Below are 25,138 nucleotides of genomic sequence, written 5' to 3'. Positions count from 1 at the left end.
TTTGCCACCAGTTTCAAATTTGGGATCGTTCAGCGCTGATCGCGCATCTGCTCAATGAGTGCTCGCCAGGTTGGCGGCGTGTAGCCGGCGTCGCGACGGAAGCGGCTGGAGTCGAGTGACCGGTCGATCACCATCTGATCGTCCGGAACGATCTCGATGTCCTTGCCATAGACCTCTGCCACCAGGCTGAGCAGGGTGTACTTGTCGATGGGATCGACCGATAGATGGTAGAGACCGTGCAGTTCCGGTGCAGGAATCACATGGTCACGGATCACCCGAGCCAACTCGACGGTCGGCAGGCCAGAGAAAATTGCCTTGCGATAGCCCTTGACGCGCCCCTCCTGGGACAGGAACCAATCCACCAGAGCGTAGTTGCTACCCAGTTCGTGACCAATGATCGACGTTCGCAGCGTGATCGCATGCGGCAAATCGTGCAGTTCGCCAATGTACTTCGACTTGCCGTAAAGGTCCTCGGCATCGGACAGGTCCGACTCTACATAGAGCCCCTTGCTGCCGGAGAACACGCAGTCGGTGCTGACGTGAATCAGGCGCGCCCCGCCCAGCGCGCAGAGGTTGGCCAAGCGATGCGGCAGCATGGCATTGATCGGCAGCGCGGCCAGCGGATCGTTGGCATCGGCAAGCTGCTTGATCAGGCCCACGCAGTTGACCACCACATCGGGGCGTACGCGCGCCAGGGCAGCGGTCAGCGCGTCCTGGTCGAGCACATCGACCCCCGCGAGCAGACGCGCCTGCTGGTCATCACTGAAATGGCGCAGCCCCGCTGGGCTGCGCAGCGTACCCCAAACTTCCAGCGTGGTGGACGCGCTCAGTACTTTGAAAACGTCATGCCCAAGCATGCCGGTCACACCCAAAATCAATACCCGCATCGCTCAAACACCCCCTTTTTTCTTGGCTCTCGACTCAAGGATATCCACTAGGCGATCCACCTGGCGGTCCATGTCGAAATGTTCACTGAAATAACGCCGACCGGCGGCACCTGCCTCCTCGCGTTCAGCGGGTGACATTCCCTTGAGGGCAAGGATGCTCGCCACAAGCGCCTCTGCGTTCTCTGGCTCACAGCTTTTCCCAGCTCCGGCCTCTTCGACAACGCGAGCGCCCTCTCCTCGCAACGAGGCGATGACCGGTTTCCCTGCGGCCAGGTAGGCCTGCACCTTACTGGGAATGGTATAGGCGAAGATCTCTTCGTCCTTTAGCGAGACCAGCAGGGCCGACGAGCGCTCGAATATCTGCGGCATCGCCTCCATCGGAAAGCGCCCCGCCAGGATCAGGTTGTCCAGTCCCAGCGCCTCCTTGCGCTCGCGCACCCAGTCGAGCCGGCTACCACTGCCGACCAGCACGAGCTTGAGGCCGGGCTCGTGCTTCAGCTGCCCTGCCGCTTCGACCACAGTTTCAATGGCCTGGGCAGTGCCGATATTGCCGGCGAACACCAGGCTGAAATTGCGCTCCATCTCATCGAGGAGTTCTGACGGTACCTTGATCGGCGCTGTCGTCTCGGCCGGCAACGCGATGGAGTTGGGGTAATAGACCAACTTGCCGCGGCTAGCATAGCGCGCGACCGGATCAGCAAACGCGCGCGATTGAAGAAGAAGCGTGTCGCAGCAAGCGTAGATCCCGCGCACCATCCAGCCCACCATGCGAAGAAGGCGAGGATCGCGCACAAAACCCGTCGCGGCCAGGCTTTCCGGCCAGAGGTCCTGCACCCAGACCGCCAGGTGAGAGCGCTTCAGCCATTTCAAAAGGATGGCCGGAATGACCTGCGTGATCGGCGATGGCGCGAACACCAGGATCGCATCGAACTTGCGACCCCGGAGCAGCCACGGCAATAGTGCAAGGCCCGTGGTGACGAAGGAGAGGTAGTTCAGGATCAAGTTACGGGCACCGCCCTGCCCTCGCGGCCATAGCGGGACGCGGATCACCTCGACATCGCCGGCGAAATGCTCACGCTGCACACCGCCAGCCGTGTAGCCGTCGAAGACATCCCCCCCCGGGTAATTGGGCTTTCCGGTCGCCACCACCACCTCATGTCCCTGCTCCGACAACTTGCGCACGAGGTCATTGATGATGAAAGTTTCCGGCCAGAAGTACTGGGATACGAGCAATAGCTTCACGTTGACCCACTACATCAGGTTCTTGACTTGGTTGATCAGGCTCTCAGCCTGGACACTACGGCGGAACTGATCGAGATAGCTCATATTCGGCTCCACCTTCTCCCCCCCCGACGCCATTGAGTCGAGAAGGCGTTGCTTCAACTTGGCGACATCGAAACCATAGTGGGCGCCCGAGGCGGATTTCTGCAGCATCTCGGCGACCAGCATGTCATCGGTGACACCTACCGCCATGACCTCGGTACCGGAAATCAGGTATTCGAAGATCTTCCCGCTCACCACGCCAGTGGTGGAACCTACGTTGCTCGCCACCGGCTTGGAGCCGAGAAATAGCAGAAAATCGGCGTTGCGCTGGACCTGCAAGATTTCCTGCCGTGGAACCTTGCCACATAGTTTCACGTAGTCCTGGACCACCGGATCTGAGGCTAGCGGGAAGTTCTCGAGGGCCGAATAATCCCCGTAAAAGCGAAGCGACAGATCGCCTGGCTTGATCTTCCCTTCCATCGCCAACTCTTTGAAGGCCTGCAGCAACGGGGTCGGATCCTGGAGACCCGGCAGGATGCTTCCGGCGTAGACAATGCTCACCTCGTCGTCCTGACGCTGAACCTCAATAGCGCGGAACACATCCACTTCACCATCGTCGAAGCCGTTCGGGACAGTCAGGTAGCGACGGTTGCGACCATGCAACACGGTCAGCTCGGAGATCAGGGGCTCGTTGATCGAAACAATCAAATCCGCCTGACTCAACACGAGGCGCTCGTGAGCACGCTCGAACACGCGTACAGGACCGCACCCCGGAAAAATCGGGTTGCCGGACCACAGGTCGCGATAATCGGCCACCCAGCGAATGTCCTTGTTGAAGAACTTCACGGCCGCAGCTGCAGAATGGGCCGTGTAGGACGGCACGGTGGAGATCAAGAAGTCGAACTTGATCGACGGTGTGAGCTGCTTGCAGACGAAGTTCGCTGCGCGCGGCCACCAGAGGACGCGGGGGTCCAGGTAATTGGACAGGAACTTGCGTTTGATCCAGTACTGGAAGTTGATGAGCTTCCTGAGCTTCCCCTTGGCTCCTTTCGAGTACCCCTGGACGCCCCCAGACTGACGACCACCGATCAGGAAAGGAGCTACCTGATGCACAGTCACATTCGGGTTGTCCCGCAGACCAGTCGGCAGCTCACCCGCGTAGGGCATGGTCACCACGTGCACCTGATGGCCGAGCCTGGACCAGTACTTGACAAAAGCGTTGATCCGGAGGACCCCAACCGAGGTTTCTGGCCCGAAATAACTCGAAATAACGAGGATATTCATTAAGCGCGATCTTCCTTGCAGGCGGTGATCAACCAAAGGCCTTGACGATGGCATCGATCACCTGTTCAGCCGCTTTGCCGTTACCGTACGGGAACTGCCCGGTTACGCCGGGCGCTGGCACGACAGCGATCTTATCGAGGAAATCCTCGTCAGCTGGCGACAGCAGAGTGTTCCAGCCCAATTGCACCAGCTCCACCCACTCGGTCTCGTCCCGCAGGGTCAGGCAGGGTACGCCATGGAAATAGGCCTCCTTCTGCACACCGCCGGAGTCGGTGGCGACCAGGCAGGCGTGTTTCTCCAGCATCACCATGTCGATGTAGCCCAGCGGATCAACGATCTGCACATTGGCCGGAATCGTGAAGCCGAAGGACGCGATGCGCTGACGGGTCCGCGGGTGCAACGGGAGCACAACGGGGCGCGCCAGGCGCGAGAAGCCATCGAGAATGCGCTGAAGGCGTTTGGGATCGTCGGTATTCTCCTGGCGATGGACAGTGGCCAGCACGTAGCCCTTCGAGTCAAGCGCCAGGCGCGACAGGATCTGGCTGGTTTCCTCGGCTTTCTGACCGAAGAACAGGGCGGCGTCGTACATGACATCCCCCACGTTCTGAACCTGCTCGCCTTGGATACCCTCTTTGGCCAGGTTCGCCACCGCTACATCGTTGGGTGTCAACAGGAGCGCACTGATGTGGTCGGTCAGTTGGCGGTTGACCTCCTCCGGCATGCGCCTGTTGAACGAGCGCAGACCGGCCTCGACATGCACGACCGGGATATGGATCTTCGCCGCAGCCAGGGCGCCGGCCAAGGTCGAGTCGGTATCGCCATAGACCAGGATCGCATCCGGGTGCTCCTTCAGCATCACGGCCTCGATCCCCTCCAACATGCGCCCAGTGTTCTGCCCATGGGTGCCGCCGCCTACGCCCAGGTTGTAAGCGGGGGGCGGGATGTCCAGCTCGTGAAAGAACACATCGGACATATTCGCATCGAAATGCTGGCCAGTGTGAACCATGACCTCGGCAAGGTCCTCGGTCCGACTGATGACCCGGCTGACGGTAGCCGCCTTGATGAACTGGGGACGGGCCCCAACGATGGTCAGGATTTTCACATGTACCTCGGCAAACCTTTAAATAAGACAATTTCCAATGCCGGCGATGAGCAAGGAGCCCGACTCGCCGGCGACAGTAATCAACTTCGCCCCGGAAAACCCGTTGCATCCTCGCAAGAGGCGGAATTATGCGCGGCCTCTGCACCGGGCGATTTGGCCTTGATGGCACTTCGAATTTGCGTCATGCCACAAAAGACAAAAACCAGCAGGAATCCGTTACTCGCCAGATTGCCCACCAGCCCCGAAACATAGAGGCCAAAAGCGAACAGCGGCCAGATTGCGTGCAATGCCTGATCACGACTCCGGGCAATCATTCGGAACAGCACACCAATGATGGCCGAGAAAAAAATGACACCCCAGATACCGAAATTGACATAGGCATCCACGAAGTACACCGAGTTGGCGGACCCGGTCCCCGTTTCCGTCTGTCCCCACTGGTAGGCGAACACCAGACGCTCGAAATCCACACGCTCCAGGCCGAACAATGCCGCCAGGAGGGAGCTCGTGGCCCCCATCAGATGGTTCGAATGGAGGCCCTCGGCAAAGTAGGCCAATGCATCCGCAGCCGTGAATACGGGCACCGCGATTGCTCGCCACGCCAGAAAATTGAAGGTACCGGAGGGACGATACTCATTGGAAAAGAACGGTACGCTGGTTTCGACCACACTGGTTCCAAACCCCGAAACGACCCCCAGGAAGAACAGGATCCCCAGACACAGCCCGATCACCAACAGAAAGGTCGATGCTCGACCTTCCCGCACGCAGAATGCTACATACAGCAGCGGCAGCATGGCCTTGAGGAAGAACACCTTCTCGATGAAAACGATGCAGTACAGCAGGAACGCACCAAAGGCGAGCCAGCGCCAGCGATAGCGCTCGAGGAAGAAGTAGGCCAGGCAGTACGGGATCAAGGCACCGGTGAACAAGCCATTGATGTAGGGAAAGACCGCCTGCCATCCCTCCCGGGCCTTTAGGAATTTTTCCCGCAGCAGGACGAGGGTTTCCGGGTCTGCTCCACTGACCCATGCCAGCAAGGGGATAGCCTCGGCGGTGGCGAGTACCAATAGCGCGAAACAAGCGAAAACACCGAACACTATGAAGAACAATACACCAACACCGATCACGACCCTTGGCGTGATGATGGTCTCGCGAATCAACGATATCTGCGAAAAGGCAAGCACAGTACCGGACGCGAGCAACGCCAGAAACGCCAGATCGAGGTAATAGGCGTTACCGCTTTCATAATAGCCGACCAAGCCCATGCCGCCGTAGCCCGCAAGAAGGGCCAAGGCGAAAAGAAGCGCGGCGTACTGGGCGCGAACGTACTTGAACAGCGTACTGGTGGACATCAAACCTCTTTGCGTCTCTGGACTTGAATCACCCGCATCGGGCCCTACCCCATCATTCGGTACCAACGGCAGAAGTTGACCCAACGCCACACCTGCCAGGAGAATGGGCGCTTGCCGGTCATCGCCTCATCAAAGCTCTGCAGCAACCGGTCACTATGCAAGAATGGAATCTCTTCACTCTCCTGCAGCCATTCACGGAGCTTCGGCGCGATATCAACCAGCCACTCGCGCTCGGGGGTGGCGAAGCCAATCTTGTCCTTGCGATCCAGAATGTGATCCGGAACGATTCCACGCATTGCAGCACGGAACACACTCTTGGTCTCGCCCTTGGGAGAAATCAGGTAATCTTCGGGTAGGCCGAGCAGCAGGTCAGCCATGGGCAAAGTGAGGAACGGCACGCGACTCTCGACGGAGAAGCGCATGGAGTTGCGGTCCGCGTGCCGCAGCAGTTCCGGCAAACCACGCGACTGCAAGGAGCTTCCCAGGCGCTCGACAACCCTGCGACCACAGCCTTCCGTAGTCATCGGGTGCACGAACTCCTTGAAGGTCACGCCGGCATCGCTCAGGACGTCAGCCTTCAGCCAAGCCGGGGTCGTCTCGCGACCAATGGCACGCTTGGCCACCTCGTTCAGGGAGCCTGGGATCATCAGCTGCGCCAGATGCATCCAGGCATGACGCTGGCTACGGCCTGGCCATTGGCTCCAATTGCGCGCGAACTGGAGCGCCTGGAGGATTTGGCCTCGCTCCACCAGACTCTTCAGGCGCAACCCAGGGTAACCGCTGTAACCCGCCAACAGCTCATCAGCCCCCTGCCCGTCCAGGGTCACTGTGATGCCCGCTTCCTTGGCCTGCTGAAAAACACGGTACTGGGCGTAGATGCTGGTGCTGCCGAACGGCTCACCCTGCACCCGGATCATGTCATCGAGGTCACGCGCCAACTCTTCGCCTGATGCCACGAACTTGTGCGCAGTCGCCCCAACATGGGCATTCACCTGGTCGACCCAGTGCTCCTCCGAAAGAGGGCTGCCGGCTGCGATGAAGCTGAATGTGTGAATCGGACTTTCACGATCCACATAGCGCATGGCGCAGACCACCGCCGAAGAATCGATACCGCCGGACAGCGCTGCGCCCAAGGGCACGTCACTGCGCAGATGCAGTCGGATGTTGTCCAGGAACTGCTCGCGAACGGCCTCCACCGCCTGCGCAAAACTGACTGGAGCGTCCTCGCGCACCCGTGGCCTCCACCAGGGACTGGGCGCGCTCAGCGTGCCGGCCTTGAGATCGACCACCATCCAGTGAGCGGGCGGCAGGTGCAGGATGCCCTCGATGAAAGTGCGCGGCTGGCTGTCGTAGTCTGCGTTGACCAGATAGTCGTAACTGCGCTGCCAGTCCACACGCGGCTTGCCAGGCTGCATGGCCTTCAGCGCCGGAAGCTCCGACGCAAAGGCGAAGCGGCCGGCCTGGAAGCTGTAGAAGAACGGCTTGATGCCAAAGGCATCACGCGCGCAGGTCAGGGTCTCGGCCTGGCGATCGTGAAGGACGAAGGCGAACATGCCCTGGAACCGTTCCAGGCAACTCTGCCCCCAGGTGATCCAGGCATGCAGCAGGACCTCGGTATCGGAGTCCGACCGGAACTGGATCCCTTTGGCCTGGAGTTGCGTGCGCAATTCCCGGTAGTTGTAGATTTCGCCGTTGAACACCAACGCATAGCGACCGTCGGGCGAGTACATCGGCTGGTGCCCGCCGGCGCTCAGATCAATGATGGACAGCCGAGTGTGACCAAGCGCGACCACGCCGCCAGACACCTGGGTCAGCTCAAATCCTTTGTCATCAGGCCCACGATGACGCATGGCCAGTAGCGCTGCCTCCAGCCGTCCCTCCAAGCCCTGCTCGGCTCCTTTCCAGAAGCCACCGACGATCCCGCACATAATTGACCCAACAAATCCAATAAGAATCAGGAACTGACGCGGTACTTCCGTGCATGCGCCAGGATTATGAGTATCGCGCCGGCATAACCGACCACCCCTACCACGGAGAAGCCGATGACCGCTGCAAGCGGGCTACCTAGGTAGTAACCGAAGATGACGGCGCCAGCCTTGGCCAGGAGCATGAACAGATGAATGAACAGGTTGATCTTCTGTCCGTTGGTCGCCATCAGCACCATCGAAATAGGCGAATAGAGGAACTGCACCGACAGCCCCAGAATCATCCAGCTGGCGTACAAGCCCGCCTCTCGCCACACATCGCCGAAGATCCAGGCGAACAGGTCGCCAGCCCAGAAGAAGACAGCAATGGCCGGCAACAGGATCATCGCCGACAGACTGGCGATGATCCTGATCGCCAGTCGATCCAGGGTACCCTGCTGGATGGCGTCTCGGCTGCTTCCGAACAATACCTGCCCTACTGCTTGTCCCAGCAATCCCATCGGTGCCGACAGGACCCTCTCGGCCAGCATGTAGAGGCCAGCCACCATAGGGCTGAACAGACCCGCCAACATCAGGTTGGGCAACTGCACGCTCAAAACGTCGACCGTGGCGGCCGGCGCGTCATACTTGGGAAAATGCCGGTGGCGCCGCAGCATAGCCCTCGAACGAAGGCTGTTCAACCGCTCCAGCGAGAACACGCCACGCAGGCGCGCGCCGGTGGCCAGGCGCGCGGCCCCCGCGGTCTGACCGACCACCTGCCCGAGCATCAAGCCGAACGCGCCGAGGCCCGCGAGCCCTGCCAGCACCTGCGTCGCGACGTTCGCCAGACTCTGCACGATCTTGGTCCGGGCAATCACCGGGTAGTCCTTGTTCCGGATCGCCCAGTAACTCAACGCCTTATAGGTACCCGCGAACAGAATCCCCAGCGGCAGCAGCCACAGGTAGGTGGAAAGCTGCGGTGCCTTCACCAAACGTGCAATATCGTCCCGAAACAGCACCACCGCCAGAAGCGACAGCACCGCCATCGCGAGGTTGATGGCCAAGGCGAGATAAAGCAGCTGGCGAGCGCTACCCGCATTGCGCGGCAGTGGAATCGCGAACTCGTAACGCAGGCTCGAGACCACCAGGACCACCGCCATGACTGCCATGAACACGGCCAGCAGGCCGAACTCTTCGGGCGTGTAGAGACGTGTCAGCAGGGGTGTGGCCAGCACGAGAATGAGCTGGCCAGCCGCCGTTGCCGATGCGAGGGTCAAAACCCCCGTCAGAAAGCGGTTGTTGGCCAACCGCTCCTTCAAACGGGTCAGACTCATCCCTCATTACCAATGAACCCGCTGACCACGAGGCGTATATCCTCGTCGTTGAGGTACGGGTGCATTGGCAGGCTGATGACCTGCTCGGCCACGGCATCGCCCACCGGCAAATGAACCCGGGCGTCAGCCACGGCAGGCTGCTTGTTCAGAGGTATGGGATAGTGCACGGCTGTCGGTACGCCCAGCGCTTTCAGGCGCTCCTGCACGGCGGGGCGATCCTGCACACGCACGGTGTACTGGGCGAAGGCGCTGATGTTGTGCGCCTCGATGAATGGCGTGGTGGTCACTCCGGCGGCGCCCAGTTGCACGTCGTACTGACGGGCAACCTTCTGGCGCAGGGCGATCTCCTCTTCGAAGATCTCTAGCTTCGGCAACAGGATCGCGGCCTGCAGGGTATCCAGGCGGCTGTTCACGCCTACACGGATGTGGTGGTAGCGGCGATCCTGCCCATGACGGGCGATCTGGCGGATGACCTTGGCCAGCTCGTCGTCGTTGGTGAAGATCGCGCCGCCGTCGCCGTAGCAGCCCAGCGGCTTGCTCGGGAAGAAGCTGGTGCAGGCGATGGTACTAAGGTTGCAGGAGCGACGACCCTTGTAGCTGGCCCCGAAGCTCTGCGCCGCATCCTCTATCACTGGAATTCCGTGCTTGGCTGCAATGGCGTTGATCGCGTCGAAATCTGCGCACTGCCCATACAGCGAGACCGGAACGATCGCCTTGGTCTGCGGAGTGATGGCCGCCTCGAGCAATTGCGGATCGAGATTATAGGTGCGAGGGTCGACGTCGACGTAGACCGGCTTGGCACCCAGCAGCGCCACGGTTTCCGCCGTGGCGATGTAGGTGAAGCCCGGAGTGATAACTTCATCGCCTGGGCCTATTCCCAGCGCCATCTGGGCGATCTGCAGCGCGTCGGTACCATTGGCGCAGGAAATACAGTGTTTGGCGCCGACGAAGGCCGCCAGCCGTTCTTCCAGCTCGGCCACTTCGGGGCCGAGGATGTACTGCCCATGGGCCAGGACCCGCTGGATACCGGCGTCTATCTTGTCCTTGATACGGGCCTGCTGGGCCTTCAGGTCGATGAATTCAATCATGTCTCATGCATCCAGTTTGCTGACTTGCTGTCCCTTGAGGAGGTAGCGGGCGCCGGTGTGCTGGCAGCGGGCTTCGCCTTCACCCGCCACAGGCAATTCCAGTTGCTCGCCAAACTCGCTCATCCAGCCTATCTGGCGTGCCGGCACCCCTACTACCAGCGCATAGGCGGGGACGTCTTTGTTGACTACTGCGCCCGCGCCGACAAACGCATACTCGCCAATGGTGACCCCACAGACGACCGTGCAATTGGCCCCCAGGGTCGCACCACGCTTGACCAGTGTGTTGCGGTATTCGCTCTTGCGCTCGATCAGCGATCGGGGGTTGTAGACATTGGTGAAGACCATGCTCGGCCCGCAGAACACCCCATCCTCGAGGGTGACGTTGTCGTAGACGGACACGTTGTTCTGGATCTTGACCTTGTCGCCGATCACGACCTTGTTGCCGACGAAAACGTTCTGGCCAAGCGAGCACTCGCGCCCGATCCGCGCTCCAGCGCAAACGTGCACGAAATGCCAGACCCGGGAGCCCTCGCCAATCACCGCGCCATCATCAACGATGGCGCTGGAATGTACCTGATAGTTCATGGCGATCTCAGCGGGAAAGAGTCTTGAGGAACGGGTGCCCCTCGTCATTCTGGGGAGTGCTCAGGGCTGCCGAACGGATGGTGTTGACCGTCTCGACACAGTGACGGGCATCCGCGATACCGAAGCCACGCCCTGCGAGGATTTCCTGGTAGCTGACGGTGTGTAGGTCGGTGAAGCCCTCGGAGAACTCGATTTCCTCGCCGTTCACGGTGATGGAACGGTAGGTGGGCTTCTTGCCCTTCACCGCATCCGGCAGGTCGTGAGCATCGATCGACAGGAACCAGCGCACCCGTGCCTTTTCGTACTCCAGGTAGCCCGCGGCCTTGTAGGCATCGGTGTAATGCACAACGTTGCGCTGAAGCTTGCCGAAGATGAAGTGCAGCATGTCGTAGAAATGAACGCCGATGTTGGTCGCCACACCGAAGGATTTGCGTGGATCGCCTTTCCAGCTCTCCATGTACCATTTGCCACGGGAGGTGATGTAGGTCAGTTCGACGTCGTACTTGTGCTCGCTGCGGGCGCTGCTCACCTTTTCCTTGAGGGCGAGGATGGCCTGATGATGGCGAAGCTGCAGGATATTGTAGAGCCGCCGACCGGTTTCGCGCTCCACCAGTGCCAGTTCGTCCAGGGCCTCGGGGGTCGGCACCAGCGGCTTCTCGCAAATCACGTCGCAACCCAGACGCAGGCCGGCCGCGATATGGGGCTGGTGCAGGTAATTGGGTGAGCATATAGCAACGTAGTCCAGCGCTGTTTCCGGCTGGCGCTTCAGGCGCCAGGCGTGCTCATAAAAGCGCTCGAATTCGGTGAAGAACTCACTCTGCGGTGAAATGCTGTCGATGATGCCGACGGAGTCGTTGATGTCATAAGCGGAGACCAGCTCGTTGCCAGTGTCCTTGATCGCACGCATGTGCCGGGGAGCAATGTAACCGGCAGCACCAATCAGGGCAAAACGTTTCAAATTCGATTCTCCAGGCAAATCAGGCCTTGATGATGTGCGCCTGGGGCGCGCGATACTTGCCGCGACTATCGACCAGCAGGCTGGAGTGCTGGCTGATCGCGTCGTAGTCGAAGCGGTCGTGGTCGGTGGCCAGGACCACAGCATCGAAGCTGGCGAGGCTCTCCGGGGTCAGCGGCTCGCTGGACAGTTCGAAGTGGTGCTCGCGCATTTTCGGGAAGACCGGCACATGCGGATCGCTGTAGGCGACGATGCCGCCCTTGGCCTGGATCAACTCCATGATCTCCACCGACGGCGACTCGCGCATGTCGTCGACATTCTTCTTGTAGGCAATGCCCAGGACCAGCACGCGGCTACCCTTCAGCGCGCGACCGCGCTCATTCAGGCCATCCATCAGTTTGCTGACCACGTATTCTGGCATTGCCTGGTTGACCTCACCCGACAGCTCGATGAAGCGGGTGTGCAGGCCATACTCACGCGCCTTCCATGTGAGGTAGAAGGGGTCGATCGGGATGCAGTGGCCGCCCAGACCAGGTCCAGGGTAATAGGGCGTGAAGCCGAACGGCTTGGTCGCCGCTGCGTCCACCACCTCGAAGATGTCGATGCCCATTCGGTCGGCCACGACCTTCATTTCATTGACCAGGCCGATGTTCACGGCACGATGGATGTTCTCCAGCAGCTTGGTCATTTCGGCCGCTTTGGTAGAACTCACGCAAACGACCTGATCAATCGCCTGCTCATAGAGCGCGACGCCAACCTCCAGGCAATTCGGTGTGTGACCGCCAATTACCTTCGGAATGGTGCGAGTTTCGAAGTTGGGGTTGCCCGGATCTTCGCGCTCCGGAGAGTAGACAAGGAAGATATCCTCGCCGACTTGCAAGCCACCTTCCTGAACGCGGGGAAGCAATTCTTCTTCGGTCGTGCCGGGATAGGTCGTGCTTTCCAGGGAAACGACCTGTCCCTTGCGCAGGTAGGGCTTGATCGCATCCGTGGTATTGATCACGAAACTCATGTCCGGCTCCCGATACTTGTTCAGAGGCGTCGGCACACAGAGAATCAGGGCATCACATTCGGACGCTCGGGAAAAATCAGAAGTCGCCTCGAAGCCTGTCTTTCGAGCAAGGGCGATCTTTTCGCCAGGAATGTGCTCAATATAGCTCTGCCCGGCATTCAACTTGACGACCTTGCTTTCGTCTATATCGATTCCCAAGACCCGAAAGCCGATTGCGTTATAACGAAGCATTAGCGGAAGACCTACATAGCCAAGGCCGACAATGCCAATAACAGCTTCTTTTTTCTTAAATCTTGCGACACTTTCCTGCTTGATGCCCGACATCAGGTAAAACTCCAGAACATTAGAATTCAAGATCAGAACAGATATTGCCGACTGAAACAGCATCTGACTCCAACAAACTCGGAACCACACCAGCACAGGCCTTGCAGACAGGAAAAAACGCTATCTCAGCCAAGTGTGTCATTCTTCGCCGCCAGAAGGGTAATCAGGCATAAGAAGCCCGTCTCTTCTGTACCGCCCTGACGACAGCGAATAGGCCGCCAAGCAATCCCCCCAAAGCTACGCCCAGGAAAATGATCAGCGACCTCTTGGGCCGGATCGGTTCATCAGGTATCACAACATCGCCATCCTGCCGGAACACCCCGACTTTCAGGTCGGCAGCCCTGATACTGGCGTAAAGCTCGTGCTTTTCTTCCAAGGTGCGAAGACCGGGGATGAAGGCATCATCTGACACCCGAGACTCAAGAGCGTTCAATTCAGCCCTCAAAGCCTTGGAGCCTCGCATGTACATCAGGTCACCCTCCATCACAGCCGTAAGCTGATCGCTGGTCTGACCACTGAATACAGGTGGATTACTGAGCCCTACAGCCTCCGCGACCCGGAGGGCTTCTTTCAGCTGAACGATGCGGTCCTGGCGCCGATTCTTGGCTGTCGTCCGCCTCGAGGCGATCTGCTGCTGGAGATTATTAGCTACGACATCCACTTCTCGCCGAGCATTCTCAGTCGCTTGTTCCAGCGAACGTGACGCCACCTGATCGACGTAGACCGTGATCCACCGGACTAATTGACCAGGGTCCTTACCCTCCGCCATCAAGGAATAACGATCAGGGTGAAGCCGATCAGGAGCTACCACCCTGAACTCTTTAATAAAGCGCCGATAGAGCTTCCCACGCGAAACCCCGTCGCGCTCTGACTGGCCCAGTGACGGCAAGTAAACCGACTCGAAAAACTTCCGGAGCGAGTCGTCGGACTCGAGGTTTCGGGTAAATACCGAATACACATCATCAACAGTAAAAGGAGTCAACCCCATTTCATTACGCCCCGCACTCAAGGAGGCGATATCGCTCAAAGACGGAGGCAGAAAAGAAACCTTAGCCTCATATACTGGCGAACTAAAAAACGCATATCCGCCACCACAAAGACCGCCAACTATTGCAGCCAAAGCTATTACAAACTTATTCTTCCAGATCGACTGAACAAGTTCGATAAGATCGATTTCATTATATTGCCGGACACTTGCGGGACTAACGCTATCGTTCACTACAAACCCATCTCTATTCTGAATTGTTTATATAGATAGCTCGCCACAGCCTTAGCTGCACCCACGAAGCTAGAAAGCGAAAGCCCGCACATTCTGCCAAGTGCTCAGGAGATTGCAAGCATCGCCCATCGATACATCCAACCCAGACCTACGCACATCCAGCTCGAGGAGACCACGACAATCCCCATAGATACTCATAAAACAGAATTGCCAATATTCACAGCAGACTAATGATCACACCTGCAGGGAACCCGAGCTAAACGCTAATCGTTTACGCGATCCCGCAATTCCTTTCCCGGCTTGAAATGCGGCACAAACTTCCCGTCCAGCCTCACAGACTCGCCTGTCTTAGGATTTCGCCCCACTCGAGGCGCGCGGAAGTGAAGGGAAAAGCTACCAAAGCCACGAATCTCGATGCGATCCCCTGTCGCCAACGCCTGGGACATCTGCTCGAGCATCGTCTTGATTGCAAGCTCAACGTCCTTGGACGACAGCTGCCCCTGATGAGTAACAATTCGTTCGATCAACTCCGACTTGGTCATGGTTTTCCCTTCTATATCAAGCGGCTAGATCAGCTCTAAAAGGTTTTAGCATGACCACAGGTCTTTGAACAGCCCAAAGCCCGGACAAGGATCGCAGACAACAAAAAGGGTGGCCTAGGCCACCCTTTTTGCTTGGCGAAGCAGGGTTATTAGCCCTGATTCTCCATCTGAGCACGAATCAGATCACCAATAGTGGTCGGGCCTGTGGACTCGACTTCCTGCTTGCGCAGTTCCTTCATGGCGTCTTTCTCGTCATCAACGTCCTTGGACTTAACGGACAGGCTGATAACACGGCTCTTACGGTCGATGCTGATGATCTTGGCTTCGACTTCATCGCCTTCTTTCAGCACGTTGCGCGCGTCTTCAACGCGGTCACGGCTGATTTCAGAGGCCTTCAGTACGCCTTCGATCTCGTCGCCCAGGCTGATTACAGCGCCTTTGGCATCAACTTCCTTCACGATGCCGCGAACGATGCTGCCTTTCTCGTGCATGGAAGCGTAGTTGGAGAACGGATCGTCTTCCAGCTGCTTGATGCCCAAGGAAATGCGCTCGCGCTCCGGATCGACGGAGAGGATGACAGTTTCCAGCTCATCGCCCTTCTTGAAGCGGCGAACGGCTTCTTCGCCAACTTCGTTCCAGGAGATGTCGGACAGGTGAACCAGACCGTCGATGCCACCTTCCAGGCCGATGAAGATACCGAAATCGGTGATCGACTTGATGGTGCCGGAGATCTTGTCGCCCTTATTGAAGCGGCCGGAGAAGTCCTCCCACGGGTTGGATTTGCACTGCTTGATGCCCAGGGAGATACGACGACGCTCTTCGTCGATGTCCAGAACCTGAACTTCCACTTCGTCGCCAACCTGAACGACTTTCGACGGATGGATGTTCTTGTTGGTCCAGTCCATTTCGGAAACGTGTACCAGGCCTTCCACGCCCTCTTCCAGCTCGGCGAAGCAGCCGTAGTCGGTGAGATTGGTAACGCGAGCAGTAACGCGAGTGCCTTCCGGGTAGCGCGCTTTGATGGCAACCCATGGGTCTTCGCCCAGCTGCTTCAGACCCAGGGAGACGCGGTTGCGCTCGCGGTCGAACTTCAGGACCTTCACGTCGATCTCGTCGCCAACGTTGACGATCTCGGACGGATGCTTGATGCGCTTCCAAGCCATGTCGGTGATGTGCAGGAGGCCGTCTACGCCGCCCAGGTCAACGAACGCACCGTAATCGGTGAGGTTCTTGACGATACCTTTGACTTGCTGGCCTTCCTGCAGGGATTCCAGCAGAGCTTCGCGCTCGGCGCTGTTCTCGGCTTCCAGGACACTGCGACGGGAAACGACAACGTTGTTGCGCTTCTGGTCCAGCTTGATGACCTTGAACTCGAGTTCCTTGCCTTCCAGGTGAGTGGTGTCGCGCACAGGGCGCACATCCACCAGGGAGCCCGGCAGGAACGCGCGGATGCCGCTGACGTCGACGGTGAAGCCGCCTTTGACCTTGCCGTTGATAACGCCCTTGACCACTTCTTCGGCGTTGAAAGCAGCTTCCAGAACCAGCCAGGATTCGGCACGCTTGGCTTTCTCGCGGGACAGCTTGGTTTCACCGAAGCCGTCTTCCACCGCGTCGAGCGCTACGTGGACCTCGTCACCCACCTTGATGGTCAGCTCGCCTTGTTCGTTGTAGAACTGCTCGACCGGGATGACGCCCTCGGATTTCAGGCCGGCATGGACGGTGACCCAGTCACCATCGATGTCGACAACGATGCCGGTGATGATCGCACCCGGCTGCATGTCGAGGGATTTCAGGCTTTCTTCAAAAAGTTCTGCAAAGCTTTCGCTCATGTTCATACCTGTAGTCAAAGGCCAGTAGCGGCCCGATTCCGCATTACCAGCCAATGCGGTCAAGTCATCAAAAGAAGCACGCAGAATCGAAGCTGGTATTCTGCGTAACTCCATCAACACCGCTGCCGGAACTTACCGACAGCGACGCAAAATTGCGGCGTTGACATTGGCTTACAGCCTTCTTAACGAAGGAATCGAGCCAATATAAGGGCTGGAATGGTAGCAACCGGGGCATGCTGCGTCAATTGCGTACAGGGATGCGCCAAGCCGTTCAGGGGCATTCTGACGACCGGTCGGCTGATACCTGAAGGAAGGTAGCAAGGCGGTCCAGCATGGCATCGCAGCCAGCCAGTTGTTCGCAGCTGACGAACTCGTCCGGCTTGTGCCCCTGGTCCATGCTCCCCGGGCCACACACCACTGCGGGAATACCGGCCTGATCGAACAGCCCGCCTTCGGTTCCGTATGCCACTGTACCGAACTCCGTCGAACCGCTCAGGTGAGCCAGCAGCTGCGCCGCCTCACTGTCCGGGCCTGTTGCCAAGCCAGGATAGGCGCTCAGCGGTCGCAGGCGAATACCCGTGTCGGGCTGTACGCTCTGCATTCGCGGCAGCAGTTCATGCTCGGCGAAGCGCTGCAATTCTTCCGCCACCTGCTGGGCGTCGAAGTCAGGCAAGGCGCGCACTTCAAAATCGAACTCGCACTCGGCTGGCACGATATTCAGCGCCCTCCCCCCCTTGATAGTGCCGGCTTGCACCGTGGAGAAAGGCGGATCGAAACGTTCATCGTGCCGCTCGGGCCTCGCCAGCTCGGCCCCTATTTCGCCCAGCTTGCCGATCAACCGCGCCGCGTACTCGATGGCGTTGACGCCGTAGGGTGCGTAAGCCGAATGGCAAGCGGCACCCTGGACCTGACAGCGCATCGCGAGTTTTCCCTTGTGGCCAAGGACCGGCTTGAGCTCAGTCGGCTCGCCGATCAGGCACAGGCGTGGCTTGTTCGGTCTTTTTTCCAACTCGGCCAGCATGGGCCTGACACCCAGGCAACCCACTTCCTCGTCATAGGAGAAAGCCAGGTGCACCGGCATGCGCAACGGTTTGGCGAGCAAGCTCGGCACCGCCGCCAGGACCGATGCGATGAAGCCCTTCATATCGGCTGTGCCACGCCCGTATAGCCGCCCGTCCCTTTCCGTCAGGTTGAATGGATCCACGGTCCAGGCCTGCCCGTCCACCGGCACCACGTCCGTATGCCCGGACAGAACAATGCCACCCCGGTCACTCGGACCGAGGGTGGCGAACAGGTTGGCCTTGGTGCGCTCGGCGTTATAGAACAGCTCGCTCGCCACCCCCAAACCGGCCAGGTAGTCGCGAATGAACTCGATCAGCTCCAGATTGGAATCCCGGCTGACCGTGGCAAAGCCCACCAGACGCGCCAGCAAGGCCTGGCTGCGCGGCTCACTCATCGCCGGGCACTCCGTAGCTGGGAGCAGCCGTCGGGTCCAGCGCGCGGGTCAAGTAGTCCTGCATTTGCGGCTTGTAGGCCTGCCAGAGATCGCCCAACTGGCCGATCGGGTCCTCATCAGCCCAGTCGACACGCAGGTCGACGATCGGCCAGATCAGATCCCCGACCACTTTCAATGCTGCCGAGTGCACCGGCCCGGCCTCCCCGCCGGCCGCCATCGCCGCCTGCATGGCAGCCAGCAAACGGTCAGCCAATTGACCTGGCGCCGCTTCGAAAGCATGCACCATGGCCTCGATGACCTGGGGACTGGACAACAAGTTGCCAGCCGCCACGCACTGCTCTCCGGCCACGGCGTTATGGAGACCAAGCGCCTCGCTACCGCTGAACAGAGCAGAGCGACCCTGGCCGTCGATCACGGTCACCTGGCGATACTGGCTCCAGCCATTGCTGCTCAGGGCACGCTCGAGGGCTGCAGCCGGCTCCATCTGTTGGCCGTCGAGCAGATCGAGGATCTGCGGCCCCAGCGCCGGCAAGGTCACGTTCTGGGTCGCTACCGCACCAACCCCTGCCCGCAGCCAGGGGCAGCGGGCACCGACGGCGATACTGGAGGAGCTGATGGCAATGCCGAGCTGCCCCGTTTCCGGGCAACGACCAACGATGGAGAATGTCATGCCCTGCTCCTTATGCCTGCGCCGACTTCCAGTCGTCCGGGATCACCGCGATCACATCGATCTCCATCAGCCACTGTGGCTGCCCCAGGGCAGACACCACCAGGCCGGTGGAGATCGGGAACACACCCTTGAGCCACTTGCCGACCTCCTGGTAAACCGGCTCGCGATAGCGTGGGTCGATCAAGTAAGTGGTGGTTTTCACGATGTGCGACAGGTCGCTACCAGCCTCTTCCAGCAGCTGCTTGACGTTCTTCATTGCCTGTTCGGTCTGGGCGCGCGGGTCGCCGAGCCCGACCAGGCGGCCTTCGAAGTCGGTGCCGACCTGGCCGCGAACATAGACGGTGTTGCCGGCGCGCACAGCCTGGCAGAGGTCGTTGTCCAGCGTCTGGTTTGGATACGTATCTTTGGTATTGAACATGCGAATGCGGGTATGAGTAGGCATCAACTTGCTTCCATTATTCTGACTTTTTGAACCTGCGAATCAGGGCACGTGCCATCAGGACCTTTCTGTCGATCAGTCTGCTGAGCGGCGTTGCGAGGAGTCGCGATAGTCGAGGTACTTGCGCTGCGTGGCGATATGGTCAGCAATGTGCTTGGCATCGTGCCAAACGCCCCAGATGAACGTAGAGCCACGGCGCGACAACCACGGCAGGCCCAGGAAATAAACGCCAGGCTCGGTGGAAACGCCGCGCTGGTGCTGCGGCTTACCGTTTGCGTCGAAGGCGTTGACGTTCAGCCAGCTGAAATCAACTGCATAACCGGTTGCCCAGACGATTGAGGTCACCCCAGCTTCGGCCAGATCGAGCTCAAGAATGGGAGTGGTCACACACTCCGGATCCGGGAACGTAGCGCGGGCTTCAGGCTCTTCCGGCAGATCAAGACCATTGCGGGCGATATAGGCGTCAGCAGCATCAAGCAGTGACAGATAGTTCTCATCGCCGCGAGCAAGGTTGTCTGCAAGATCCGATTGAAAGGTCACGACACCGTCATCGAACGACTTCGTCAGACCAACGAGCGTGATCCCCTGATGCGCCAAGCCACGGAAGTCCACGGTATGACCGCCACGAGCACCGCTCACTGCAATGGTGACGTGCTCCTTGCCGGGCCTGGCGGCCTCCGCATCCCATTCGCCCAGCACGCCCAGCCACCAGCAGAAATCACGGTTGCGATAGGCACGCGGGGGACGATCGTGCGGTCCAACCGAGAGGTAAACCTTCTTGCCGGCACGTTGCAGTTCATCGGCAATCTGTACCCCCGACGACCCGGCGCCCACTACCAGAACAGCACCTTCGGGCAATTGCCCCGGATTACGGTACTCGGCAGAGTGGATCTGTGTGAGCGTCTCATCCTTAGGAGCGATCGGCGGGATAATTGGCCGCTGGAAAGGTCCGGTTGCAGAAACCACTCGGTTGGCCTGGATCACTCCCTCGGAGGTTTCAATGGTGAAACCGGGACGGTCAGCATTGCGGACCACCTTCTTCACTTCCACGCCCGTGCGAACGGGGGCGTTGAACTTCTTGGCGTAGGCCTCGAAGTAAGCCGCAACCTGCTCTTTTGGCGCAAAGGCGTCGGGGTCGAGACCGTCGAATTCCAGGCCTGGGAAACGATCGTGCCAGGCCGGACCATTGGCAACCAGCGAATCCCAGCGCCCCGTGCGCCAAGCTTCGGCAATACGATTGCGCTCCAGGACGAGGTGCGGTACCCCGAGTTTGGTCAGGTGCTCACTCATGGCCACGCCGGCCTGACCGGCGCCAACGACAAGCGTATCTATTTCTATGTTTTCAACGGCCCTGTCCGCGTATTTCTGAAACGCGGTTTGATTCAGGTCGGTCATGGCTTGCCTCCTCTGATTCTGATCAGTGTTGTTCTACTGTTGCGGATAACTGTGGGGGTGTTGGCCGCATTCTGTTCAGAGCGAAGGATTCGCGAAATTATGATTTTTGTAGTCGCTGGCTAGGAAAAAGCTGCCCGCACGGAAAGCACGGGGCCCGCGTGGCAGAAGGCTTTGAATAAAGGTTTTTTAGTTTCAGGCGCGACAAATTAAATAATTTCTCGAACCTCACGGCGCCCGCAGAATCGGTCTCATTTTCCTGCCGCGAAGTGAATTCGTGAGATAAATGCGCCTGCCACTGCTCTGAATCCCAGTACCGATGGCCCAGCCGGCCACCTCAGCCTCGAGCGCACGCCCATCCTGTGCTCCGGCAACCTGCGCATCGGCACCACCCCGGTCGGCCAATGCTGCCAGGAAGGCGGCCTCGATACCGATTGCTATCTGCTCGCCGCGCGCAAGCAAGTGAGGACCGAGCGCCGAGTGGGCTAAACCCTCTCATCGAATTCCATTTGCCGCCTCAGGGGCAGGCCTGATATCTGTATGGATCAACAGTGATATTCGGCCTTCAACCCGACCATGCCCGCCGCCCTCGACGATCCTTTCTACTACCTGAACAACTTCCACACCCTTCTGGGCTGGATCAGCGAGCGCTACAGCGACCTGCTCGACGTCGAGGAGCAAAGCTTCATCGAATGTTTTTCCGCCCTGCCTCGTAGCTCCCAGGCGCTGCTGGTGCGCATGGTGATGCGCAAGGGCACGCTGTTTCGCGCCAGCAAGCTGAATTACGCGGAAATTGGCGACACTCTCAAAGCCGTAGCACCGCTGGCGGAACTCGGCTGGGTCGATGAAGCACCGCAGCTTGAACTGCCACAACTCTTCGGGCTGCTGACCCTGGCCGAAGTGGATGCCTGCTTCGGCAAGGCTCAGGGGCGCAAGGCCGAGCGCCTCGAAGCCCTGCGGGATCAACATCCGCAACCGCGCACCTTCGCCGATTGGGCGCCAGCCAGCCGCGATCGCGTTTACGCCCTGACGCTGATGGACCTCTGCGACCGGCTGCGCCTGATGTTCTTCGGCAACCTCTATCAGGACTGGTCGGAGTTCGTCCTGGCCGACCTGGGCATCTACCAGTACGAAAAGGTCGAGATCGACGCCACCGCGCGCGGCTTCCGCGAACGTGCCGACCTCGAGTACTACCTGCACCTCCACCGTTGCCGTGAACGCTTCGAGACTGGGGACGATCTGGACGAAGTGCTGGCCGCCATCCCCCGCAAGTCCCACACCAACCCCTGGCTGGATGCCCGACGGCGCAAGCTGTTGTTTCAGATCGCTCAGCACTGTGAACGCGGCGGACAGTTCGGGCTGGCCCTGGAGCTTTATTCGACCTGCGAGTACGCCGGCGCACGGGTACGCCACATTCGCGTACTGGAGAGGTACGCGGCATACGCCGATGCCTTCGACCTGGCGCAGGCCGCCAGCGAGCAGCCGGAGAGCGAGGAGGAGCAGCAGCAACTCGCGCGCATCCTCCTGCGCCTGCGCCGCAAGCTCGGGTTGCCCAGGACACCGCCGGCCGAGAGCTCGCCAGTCCGGCGCCTGGACCTGACCCTACCTCTGCCACCGGAGCCGCCATCCGTCGAGCACGCCGTGCTGCTGCACTTACAGGAAGAGCGAGCGCCCGTGCATTACGTCGAGAACACTCTGCTCAACTCGCTGTTTGGCTTGTTGTGCTGGGACGTGATCTTCAGCACCCTGCCCGGGGCGTTCTTCCACCCCTTCCAAAGTGGCCCCGCAGACCTGCTTAGCCCGGACTTCGCCCTGCGCCGGGCGGAGCTGTTCGCTGCCCGCCTGGCGCAACTGGACAGCGGCGAATACAAAGCCAGCATCCGTCGCACCTATGTCGCCAAGATGGGCCTGCTATCGCCCTTTGTCTATTGGGGAAACCTCAGCGACGAGCTGCTGGAACAGGCCCTGGCTTGCCTGCCGGCAGCGCACCTCAAGGCCTGCTTCCTGCGCATCCTGGCCCACATCAAGGCAAACCGAGCCGGCCTGCCGGACCTGATCCAGTTCTGGCCAGACGAGCAGCGCTATCGCCTGATCGAGGTGAAAGGCCCGGGCGATCGCCTGCAGGACAATCAACTGCGCTGGCTGGATTACTGCACCCAGCACGGCATCCCCGTGGAAGTCTGCTACGTGCAATGGGCGGACGCCTGAGCATGGCCTACCGCATTGCCGTACGTGCGCTCTGCGAGTTCACCGCCAAGCGCGGCGACCTGGACCTGCGCTTCACCCCCGCCCCCACCGCCCAGGAAGGCATCGCCGGACACACGCAGGTAGCCGCTCGCCGTGGCGACGGTTACCTGGCCGAAGTCGCGCTGAGCGGAGAGTTCGGCCCCTTGCAGGTACGCGGACGCGCAGACGGCTATAACCCGGCAATGAACCGCCTGGAGGAAGTGAAAACCTACCGGGGCGACCTGCAGCGCCAGCCGGCCAACCACCGCGAACTGCACTGGGCGCAGGTGAAGATCTACGGCTGGCTGCTCTGCCAGAAGGAGGGGTTGAGCGATATCGAACTGGCGCTGGTGTACTTCGATATCAGCAGCCAACAGGAAACCCTGTTCGCCGAACGCCACACGGCCTGCAGTCTCCGCGCTTTCTTTGAGGAACACTGCCAGCGCTTTCTCGCCTGGGCCGAGCAGGAACTCACCCACGCGGGCGAACGCAGCGCTGCCCTGGATGCCCTCGTATTCCCACACCCGACATTCCGACATGGCCAGCGCCAGCTCGCCGAAGCCGCCTACAAGGCCGTGAGTACCGGCTGCTGCCTCTTGGCCCAGGCGCCCACAGGAATCGGCAAGACCCTCGGCACCCTCTTCCCGCTGCTCAAGGCCTTCGAGCGCCAGCAGCTGGATAAGCTGTTCTTCCTCGCCGCCAAGACCCCTGGCCGCCAACTGGCGCTGGATTCGCTGCGCAAGCTGAGCCCGGCCGAGTCACCCATTCCGCTGCGGGTGCTCGAACTGGTCGCCCGCGACAAGGCCTGCGAACACCCGGACAAAGCCTGCCACGGCGAGTCCTGCCCTCTCGCGATGGGGTTCTACGACCGCCTGCCCGCCGCCCGCCACGCTGCCGTCGAGCAACGCTGGCTGGACCGCCAAGCCCTGCGTGAAGTTGCCTTGGCGCACCAGGTTTGCCCCTACTACCTCGCCCAGGAACTGGCGCGCTGGAGCGACGTAGCCGTCGGTGACTACAACTACTACTTCGACTCCAGCGCCCTGCTCCATGGCCTGGCGAGCGCCAATCAATGGCGCGTGGCCGTGCTGGTGGACGAAGCCCACAACCTGGTGGAACGGGCACGCAAGATGTACTCGGTCGAACTCGACCAGTTCGGGTTCAAGGCGCTGCGCAAAAGCGCCCCCGCCGTGCTGAAGAAACCGTTGGATCGCATCGAGCGTTGCTGGAATGCCCTGAACAAGGAACAGGACGAAGACTACGCGGCCCACGACGAGCCACCGCTGAAGCTGCTCGGCGCCTTGCAGAATGCGGTCTCAGCCATCACCGACTATCTCACCGACAATCCGGCTGCGGTCGACAGCACCTTGCAGGAGTTCTATTTCCAGGCCCTGCAATTCGGCCGGATGGCCGAGCAGTTCGACCGGCACTCGTTGTTCGACATCGCCAAGCGCCCCACCAAGACCGGGCGCAGCCTGTCGCGCATCTGCCTGCGCAACCTGGTGCCAGCGCCCTTCCTCGCCCCACGCTTTGCCACCAGCCGTTCTACCGTGCTGTTCTCCGCCACGCTGAACCCTCGTCATTACTACAGTGACCTCCTGGGCCTGGCCCCAAACACGCCCTGGCTGGAAGTGGACTCGCCCTTCAGCGCCCAGCAGCTACAGGTGCATGTCGCTCAAGGCATTTCCACCCGCTTTCAGCATCGAGCCCGCTCGCTCGCCGCCATCGTCGAGCTGATGGCGCGGCAATACGCCGGGCGGCCAGGTAATTACCTCGCCTTTTTCAGCAGCTACGACTACCTGCAGCAAGTGGCCGCTCTGTTCGGCCGTGAGCATCCGCAAGTACCAACGTGGCTCCAGGCACGGCAGATGGATGAAACCGAGCGGCAGACCTTTATCCAGCGCTTCGAAACCGGCAGCCAGGGCATTGGTTTCGCCGTGCTCGGCGGCGCATTCGGTGAGGGGATCGACCTACCGGGCGAACGCCTGATCGGTGCTTTCGTCGCCACCCTCGGCCTACCGCAGCTGAATCCGGTAAACGAGCAGATACGCCAGCGTATGGCCATGCTCTTTGGCGCCGGCTACGACTACACGTACCTTTACCCCGGCCTGCAGAAAGTGGTGCAGGCGGCGGGTCGGGTCATTCGCACCACCGAGGACCAAGGCGTGGTGCATCTGATGGACGACCGTTTTTCCCGGCCGGAAGTGCGGCGGCTGTTGCCCAGTTGGTGGCAGGTGGAGCACTGATCTCCCTCGCTCGCTGGGAGACAGACCGGGGGTGA

The 25,138-nt window shown here is 60.1% G+C and carries 20 protein-coding genes; 2 read left to right on the top strand and 18 right to left on the bottom strand.

Features of this window, described 5'->3' with window-relative positions:
• Positions 1–29: 29 nt before the first annotated feature.
• The 18 genes from J7302_RS00815 to J7302_RS00730 all read right to left on the bottom strand — a co-directional run bounded on the left by J7302_RS00815 (position 30) and on the right by J7302_RS00730 (position 20,637).
• On the bottom strand, positions 30–887 hold the full coding sequence (locus J7302_RS00815) for a dTDP-4-dehydrorhamnose reductase family protein (RefSeq protein WP_215368878.1): 858 nt from the start codon (positions 885–887) through the stop codon (positions 30–32).
• A gap of 3 nt (positions 888–890) precedes the next feature.
• Positions 891–2,129 (bottom strand): glycosyltransferase family 4 protein, encoded by a 1,239-nt coding sequence (locus J7302_RS00810; protein WP_215368870.1) that lies wholly within the window; start codon positions 2,127–2,129, stop codon positions 891–893.
• Positions 2,130–2,138: 9 nt separating this feature from the next.
• On the bottom strand, positions 2,139–3,488 hold the full coding sequence (locus tag J7302_RS00805) for a glycosyltransferase (RefSeq protein ID WP_215368867.1): 1,350 nt from the start codon (positions 3,486–3,488) through the stop codon (positions 2,139–2,141).
• Complete coding sequence (wecB, locus tag J7302_RS00800) at positions 3,463–4,536, bottom strand: non-hydrolyzing UDP-N-acetylglucosamine 2-epimerase (protein ID WP_215368864.1); 1,074 nt, start codon at positions 4,534–4,536, stop codon at positions 3,463–3,465. The genes J7302_RS00805 and wecB overlap by 26 nt, the downstream gene beginning before the upstream one ends.
• An 80-nt stretch (positions 4,537–4,616) precedes the next feature.
• Positions 4,617–5,885, bottom strand: coding sequence for an O-antigen polymerase (locus J7302_RS00795; RefSeq protein ID WP_215368853.1), 1,269 nt, complete (start codon positions 5,883–5,885; stop codon positions 4,617–4,619).
• A gap of 44 nt (positions 5,886–5,929) precedes the next feature.
• The gene (gene asnB / locus J7302_RS00790; RefSeq protein WP_215368851.1) at positions 5,930–7,813 is read right to left on the bottom strand and encodes an asparagine synthase (glutamine-hydrolyzing); all 1,884 of its coding nucleotides are present in this window, start codon (positions 7,811–7,813) and stop codon (positions 5,930–5,932) included.
• 26 nt (positions 7,814–7,839) lie between these two features.
• Entirely contained in the window at positions 7,840–9,096 is a 1,257-nt protein-coding gene (locus J7302_RS00785; RefSeq protein WP_215368838.1) for a lipopolysaccharide biosynthesis protein, read from the bottom strand.
• 23 nt (positions 9,097–9,119) lie between these two features.
• Positions 9,120–10,211 (bottom strand): DegT/DnrJ/EryC1/StrS family aminotransferase, encoded by a 1,092-nt coding sequence (locus J7302_RS00780; RefSeq protein WP_215368835.1) that lies wholly within the window; start codon positions 10,209–10,211, stop codon positions 9,120–9,122.
• A 3-nt stretch (positions 10,212–10,214) separates the two neighbouring features.
• Positions 10,215–10,796, bottom strand: coding sequence for a UDP-2-acetamido-3-amino-2,3-dideoxy-D-glucuronate N-acetyltransferase (wbpD, locus tag J7302_RS00775; RefSeq protein ID WP_215368832.1), 582 nt, complete (start codon positions 10,794–10,796; stop codon positions 10,215–10,217).
• A gap of 7 nt (positions 10,797–10,803) precedes the next feature.
• Positions 10,804–11,754: a UDP-N-acetyl-2-amino-2-deoxy-D-glucuronate oxidase gene (gene wbpB / locus J7302_RS00770; protein WP_215368828.1), complete on the bottom strand. Its 951-nt coding sequence runs from the start codon at positions 11,752–11,754 to the stop codon at positions 10,804–10,806.
• A gap of 19 nt (positions 11,755–11,773) precedes the next feature.
• Positions 11,774–13,087, bottom strand: a complete 1,314-nt coding sequence (gene wbpA / locus J7302_RS00765) for a UDP-N-acetyl-D-glucosamine 6-dehydrogenase (RefSeq protein ID WP_215370694.1) — start codon at positions 13,085–13,087, stop codon at positions 11,774–11,776.
• A 163-nt stretch (positions 13,088–13,250) separates the two neighbouring features.
• Positions 13,251–14,306 carry an LPS O-antigen chain length determinant protein WzzB gene (locus J7302_RS00760; RefSeq protein ID WP_215368816.1) on the bottom strand — a complete coding sequence of 352 codons (1,056 nt, stop codon included), beginning with the start codon at positions 14,304–14,306 and terminating at the stop codon, positions 13,251–13,253.
• A 263-nt stretch (positions 14,307–14,569) separates the two neighbouring features.
• Positions 14,570–14,848, bottom strand: coding sequence for an integration host factor subunit beta (gene ihfB, locus J7302_RS00755; protein ID WP_165674937.1), 279 nt, complete (start codon positions 14,846–14,848; stop codon positions 14,570–14,572).
• A gap of 149 nt (positions 14,849–14,997) precedes the next feature.
• Complete coding sequence (gene rpsA / locus J7302_RS00750; RefSeq protein ID WP_215368814.1) at positions 14,998–16,677, bottom strand: 30S ribosomal protein S1; 1,680 nt, start codon at positions 16,675–16,677, stop codon at positions 14,998–15,000.
• Positions 16,678–16,948: 271 nt separating this feature from the next.
• Entirely contained in the window at positions 16,949–18,133 is a 1,185-nt protein-coding gene (gene argE / locus J7302_RS00745) for an acetylornithine deacetylase (protein ID WP_215368810.1), read from the bottom strand.
• Positions 18,126–18,803: a DUF1028 domain-containing protein gene (locus tag J7302_RS00740; protein WP_215368808.1), complete on the bottom strand. Its 678-nt coding sequence runs from the start codon at positions 18,801–18,803 to the stop codon at positions 18,126–18,128. Before J7302_RS00740 ends, argE begins: the two co-directional genes overlap by 8 nt.
• A gap of 10 nt (positions 18,804–18,813) precedes the next feature.
• Positions 18,814–19,245: a RidA family protein gene (locus tag J7302_RS00735; protein WP_215368805.1), complete on the bottom strand. Its 432-nt coding sequence runs from the start codon at positions 19,243–19,245 to the stop codon at positions 18,814–18,816.
• 72 nt (positions 19,246–19,317) lie between these two features.
• Positions 19,318–20,637, bottom strand: a complete 1,320-nt coding sequence (locus J7302_RS00730) for a flavin-containing monooxygenase (protein ID WP_215368803.1) — start codon at positions 20,635–20,637, stop codon at positions 19,318–19,320.
• Between the two features lie 573 nt (positions 20,638–21,210).
• On the opposite strand from J7302_RS00730, the gene J7302_RS00725 reads away from it, so the two are divergent.
• Entirely contained in the window at positions 21,211–22,842 is a 1,632-nt protein-coding gene (locus J7302_RS00725) for a VRR-NUC domain-containing protein (protein WP_215368801.1), read from the top strand.
• 2 nt (positions 22,843–22,844) lie between these two features.
• Positions 22,845–25,103, top strand: a complete 2,259-nt coding sequence (locus J7302_RS00720) for an ATP-dependent DNA helicase (protein ID WP_215368791.1) — start codon at positions 22,845–22,847, stop codon at positions 25,101–25,103.
• Positions 25,104–25,138: the final 35 nt, after the last annotated feature.

This window comes from Metapseudomonas boanensis (genome assembly GCF_018704125.1).
Taxonomy (GTDB): Bacteria; Pseudomonadota; Gammaproteobacteria; order Pseudomonadales; family Pseudomonadaceae; genus Metapseudomonas; species Metapseudomonas boanensis.
The sequence above is the reverse complement of the archived record's forward strand: the minus strand, read 5'-3'. Positions and strand labels throughout refer to the sequence as shown.

Bases quoted from the DNA above. Each gene is read 5' to 3' on its own strand.
- J7302_RS00725 (WP_215368801.1), top strand. From the start codon at position 21,211: ATGCCCGCCGCCCTCGACGATCCTTTCTACTACCTGAACAACTTCCAC.
- argE (WP_215368810.1), bottom strand. From the start codon at position 18,133: ATGAGTGAGCCGCGCAGCCAGGCCTTGCTGGCGCGTCTGGTGGGCTTT.
- rpsA (WP_215368814.1), bottom strand. From the start codon at position 16,677: ATGAGCGAAAGCTTTGCAGAACTTTTTGAAGAAAGCCTGAAATCCCTC.
- J7302_RS00805 (WP_215368867.1), bottom strand. From the start codon at position 3,488: ATGCCATCGTCAAGGCCTTTGGTTGATCACCGCCTGCAAGGAAGATCG.
- J7302_RS00735 (WP_215368805.1), bottom strand. From the start codon at position 19,245: ATGCCTACTCATACCCGCATTCGCATGTTCAATACCAAAGATACGTAT.
- asnB (WP_215368851.1), bottom strand. From the start codon at position 7,813: ATGTGCGGGATCGTCGGTGGCTTCTGGAAAGGAGCCGAGCAGGGCTTG.
- J7302_RS00730 (WP_215368803.1), bottom strand. From the start codon at position 20,637: ATGACCGACCTGAATCAAACCGCGTTTCAGAAATACGCGGACAGGGCC.
- J7302_RS00720 (WP_215368791.1), top strand. From the start codon at position 22,845: ATGGCCTACCGCATTGCCGTACGTGCGCTCTGCGAGTTCACCGCCAAG.
- J7302_RS00780 (WP_215368835.1), bottom strand. From the start codon at position 10,211: ATGATTGAATTCATCGACCTGAAGGCCCAGCAGGCCCGTATCAAGGAC.
- J7302_RS00740 (WP_215368808.1), bottom strand. From the start codon at position 18,803: ATGACATTCTCCATCGTTGGTCGTTGCCCGGAAACGGGGCAGCTCGGC.
- wbpA (WP_215370694.1), bottom strand. From the start codon at position 13,087: ATGTCGGGCATCAAGCAGGAAAGTGTCGCAAGATTTAAGAAAAAAGAA.
- ihfB (WP_165674937.1), bottom strand. From the start codon at position 14,848: ATGACCAAGTCGGAGTTGATCGAACGAATTGTTACTCATCAGGGGCAG.
- J7302_RS00795 (WP_215368853.1), bottom strand. From the start codon at position 5,885: ATGTCCACCAGTACGCTGTTCAAGTACGTTCGCGCCCAGTACGCCGCG.
- wbpD (WP_215368832.1), bottom strand. From the start codon at position 10,796: ATGAACTATCAGGTACATTCCAGCGCCATCGTTGATGATGGCGCGGTG.
- J7302_RS00815 (WP_215368878.1), bottom strand. From the start codon at position 887: ATGCGGGTATTGATTTTGGGTGTGACCGGCATGCTTGGGCATGACGTT.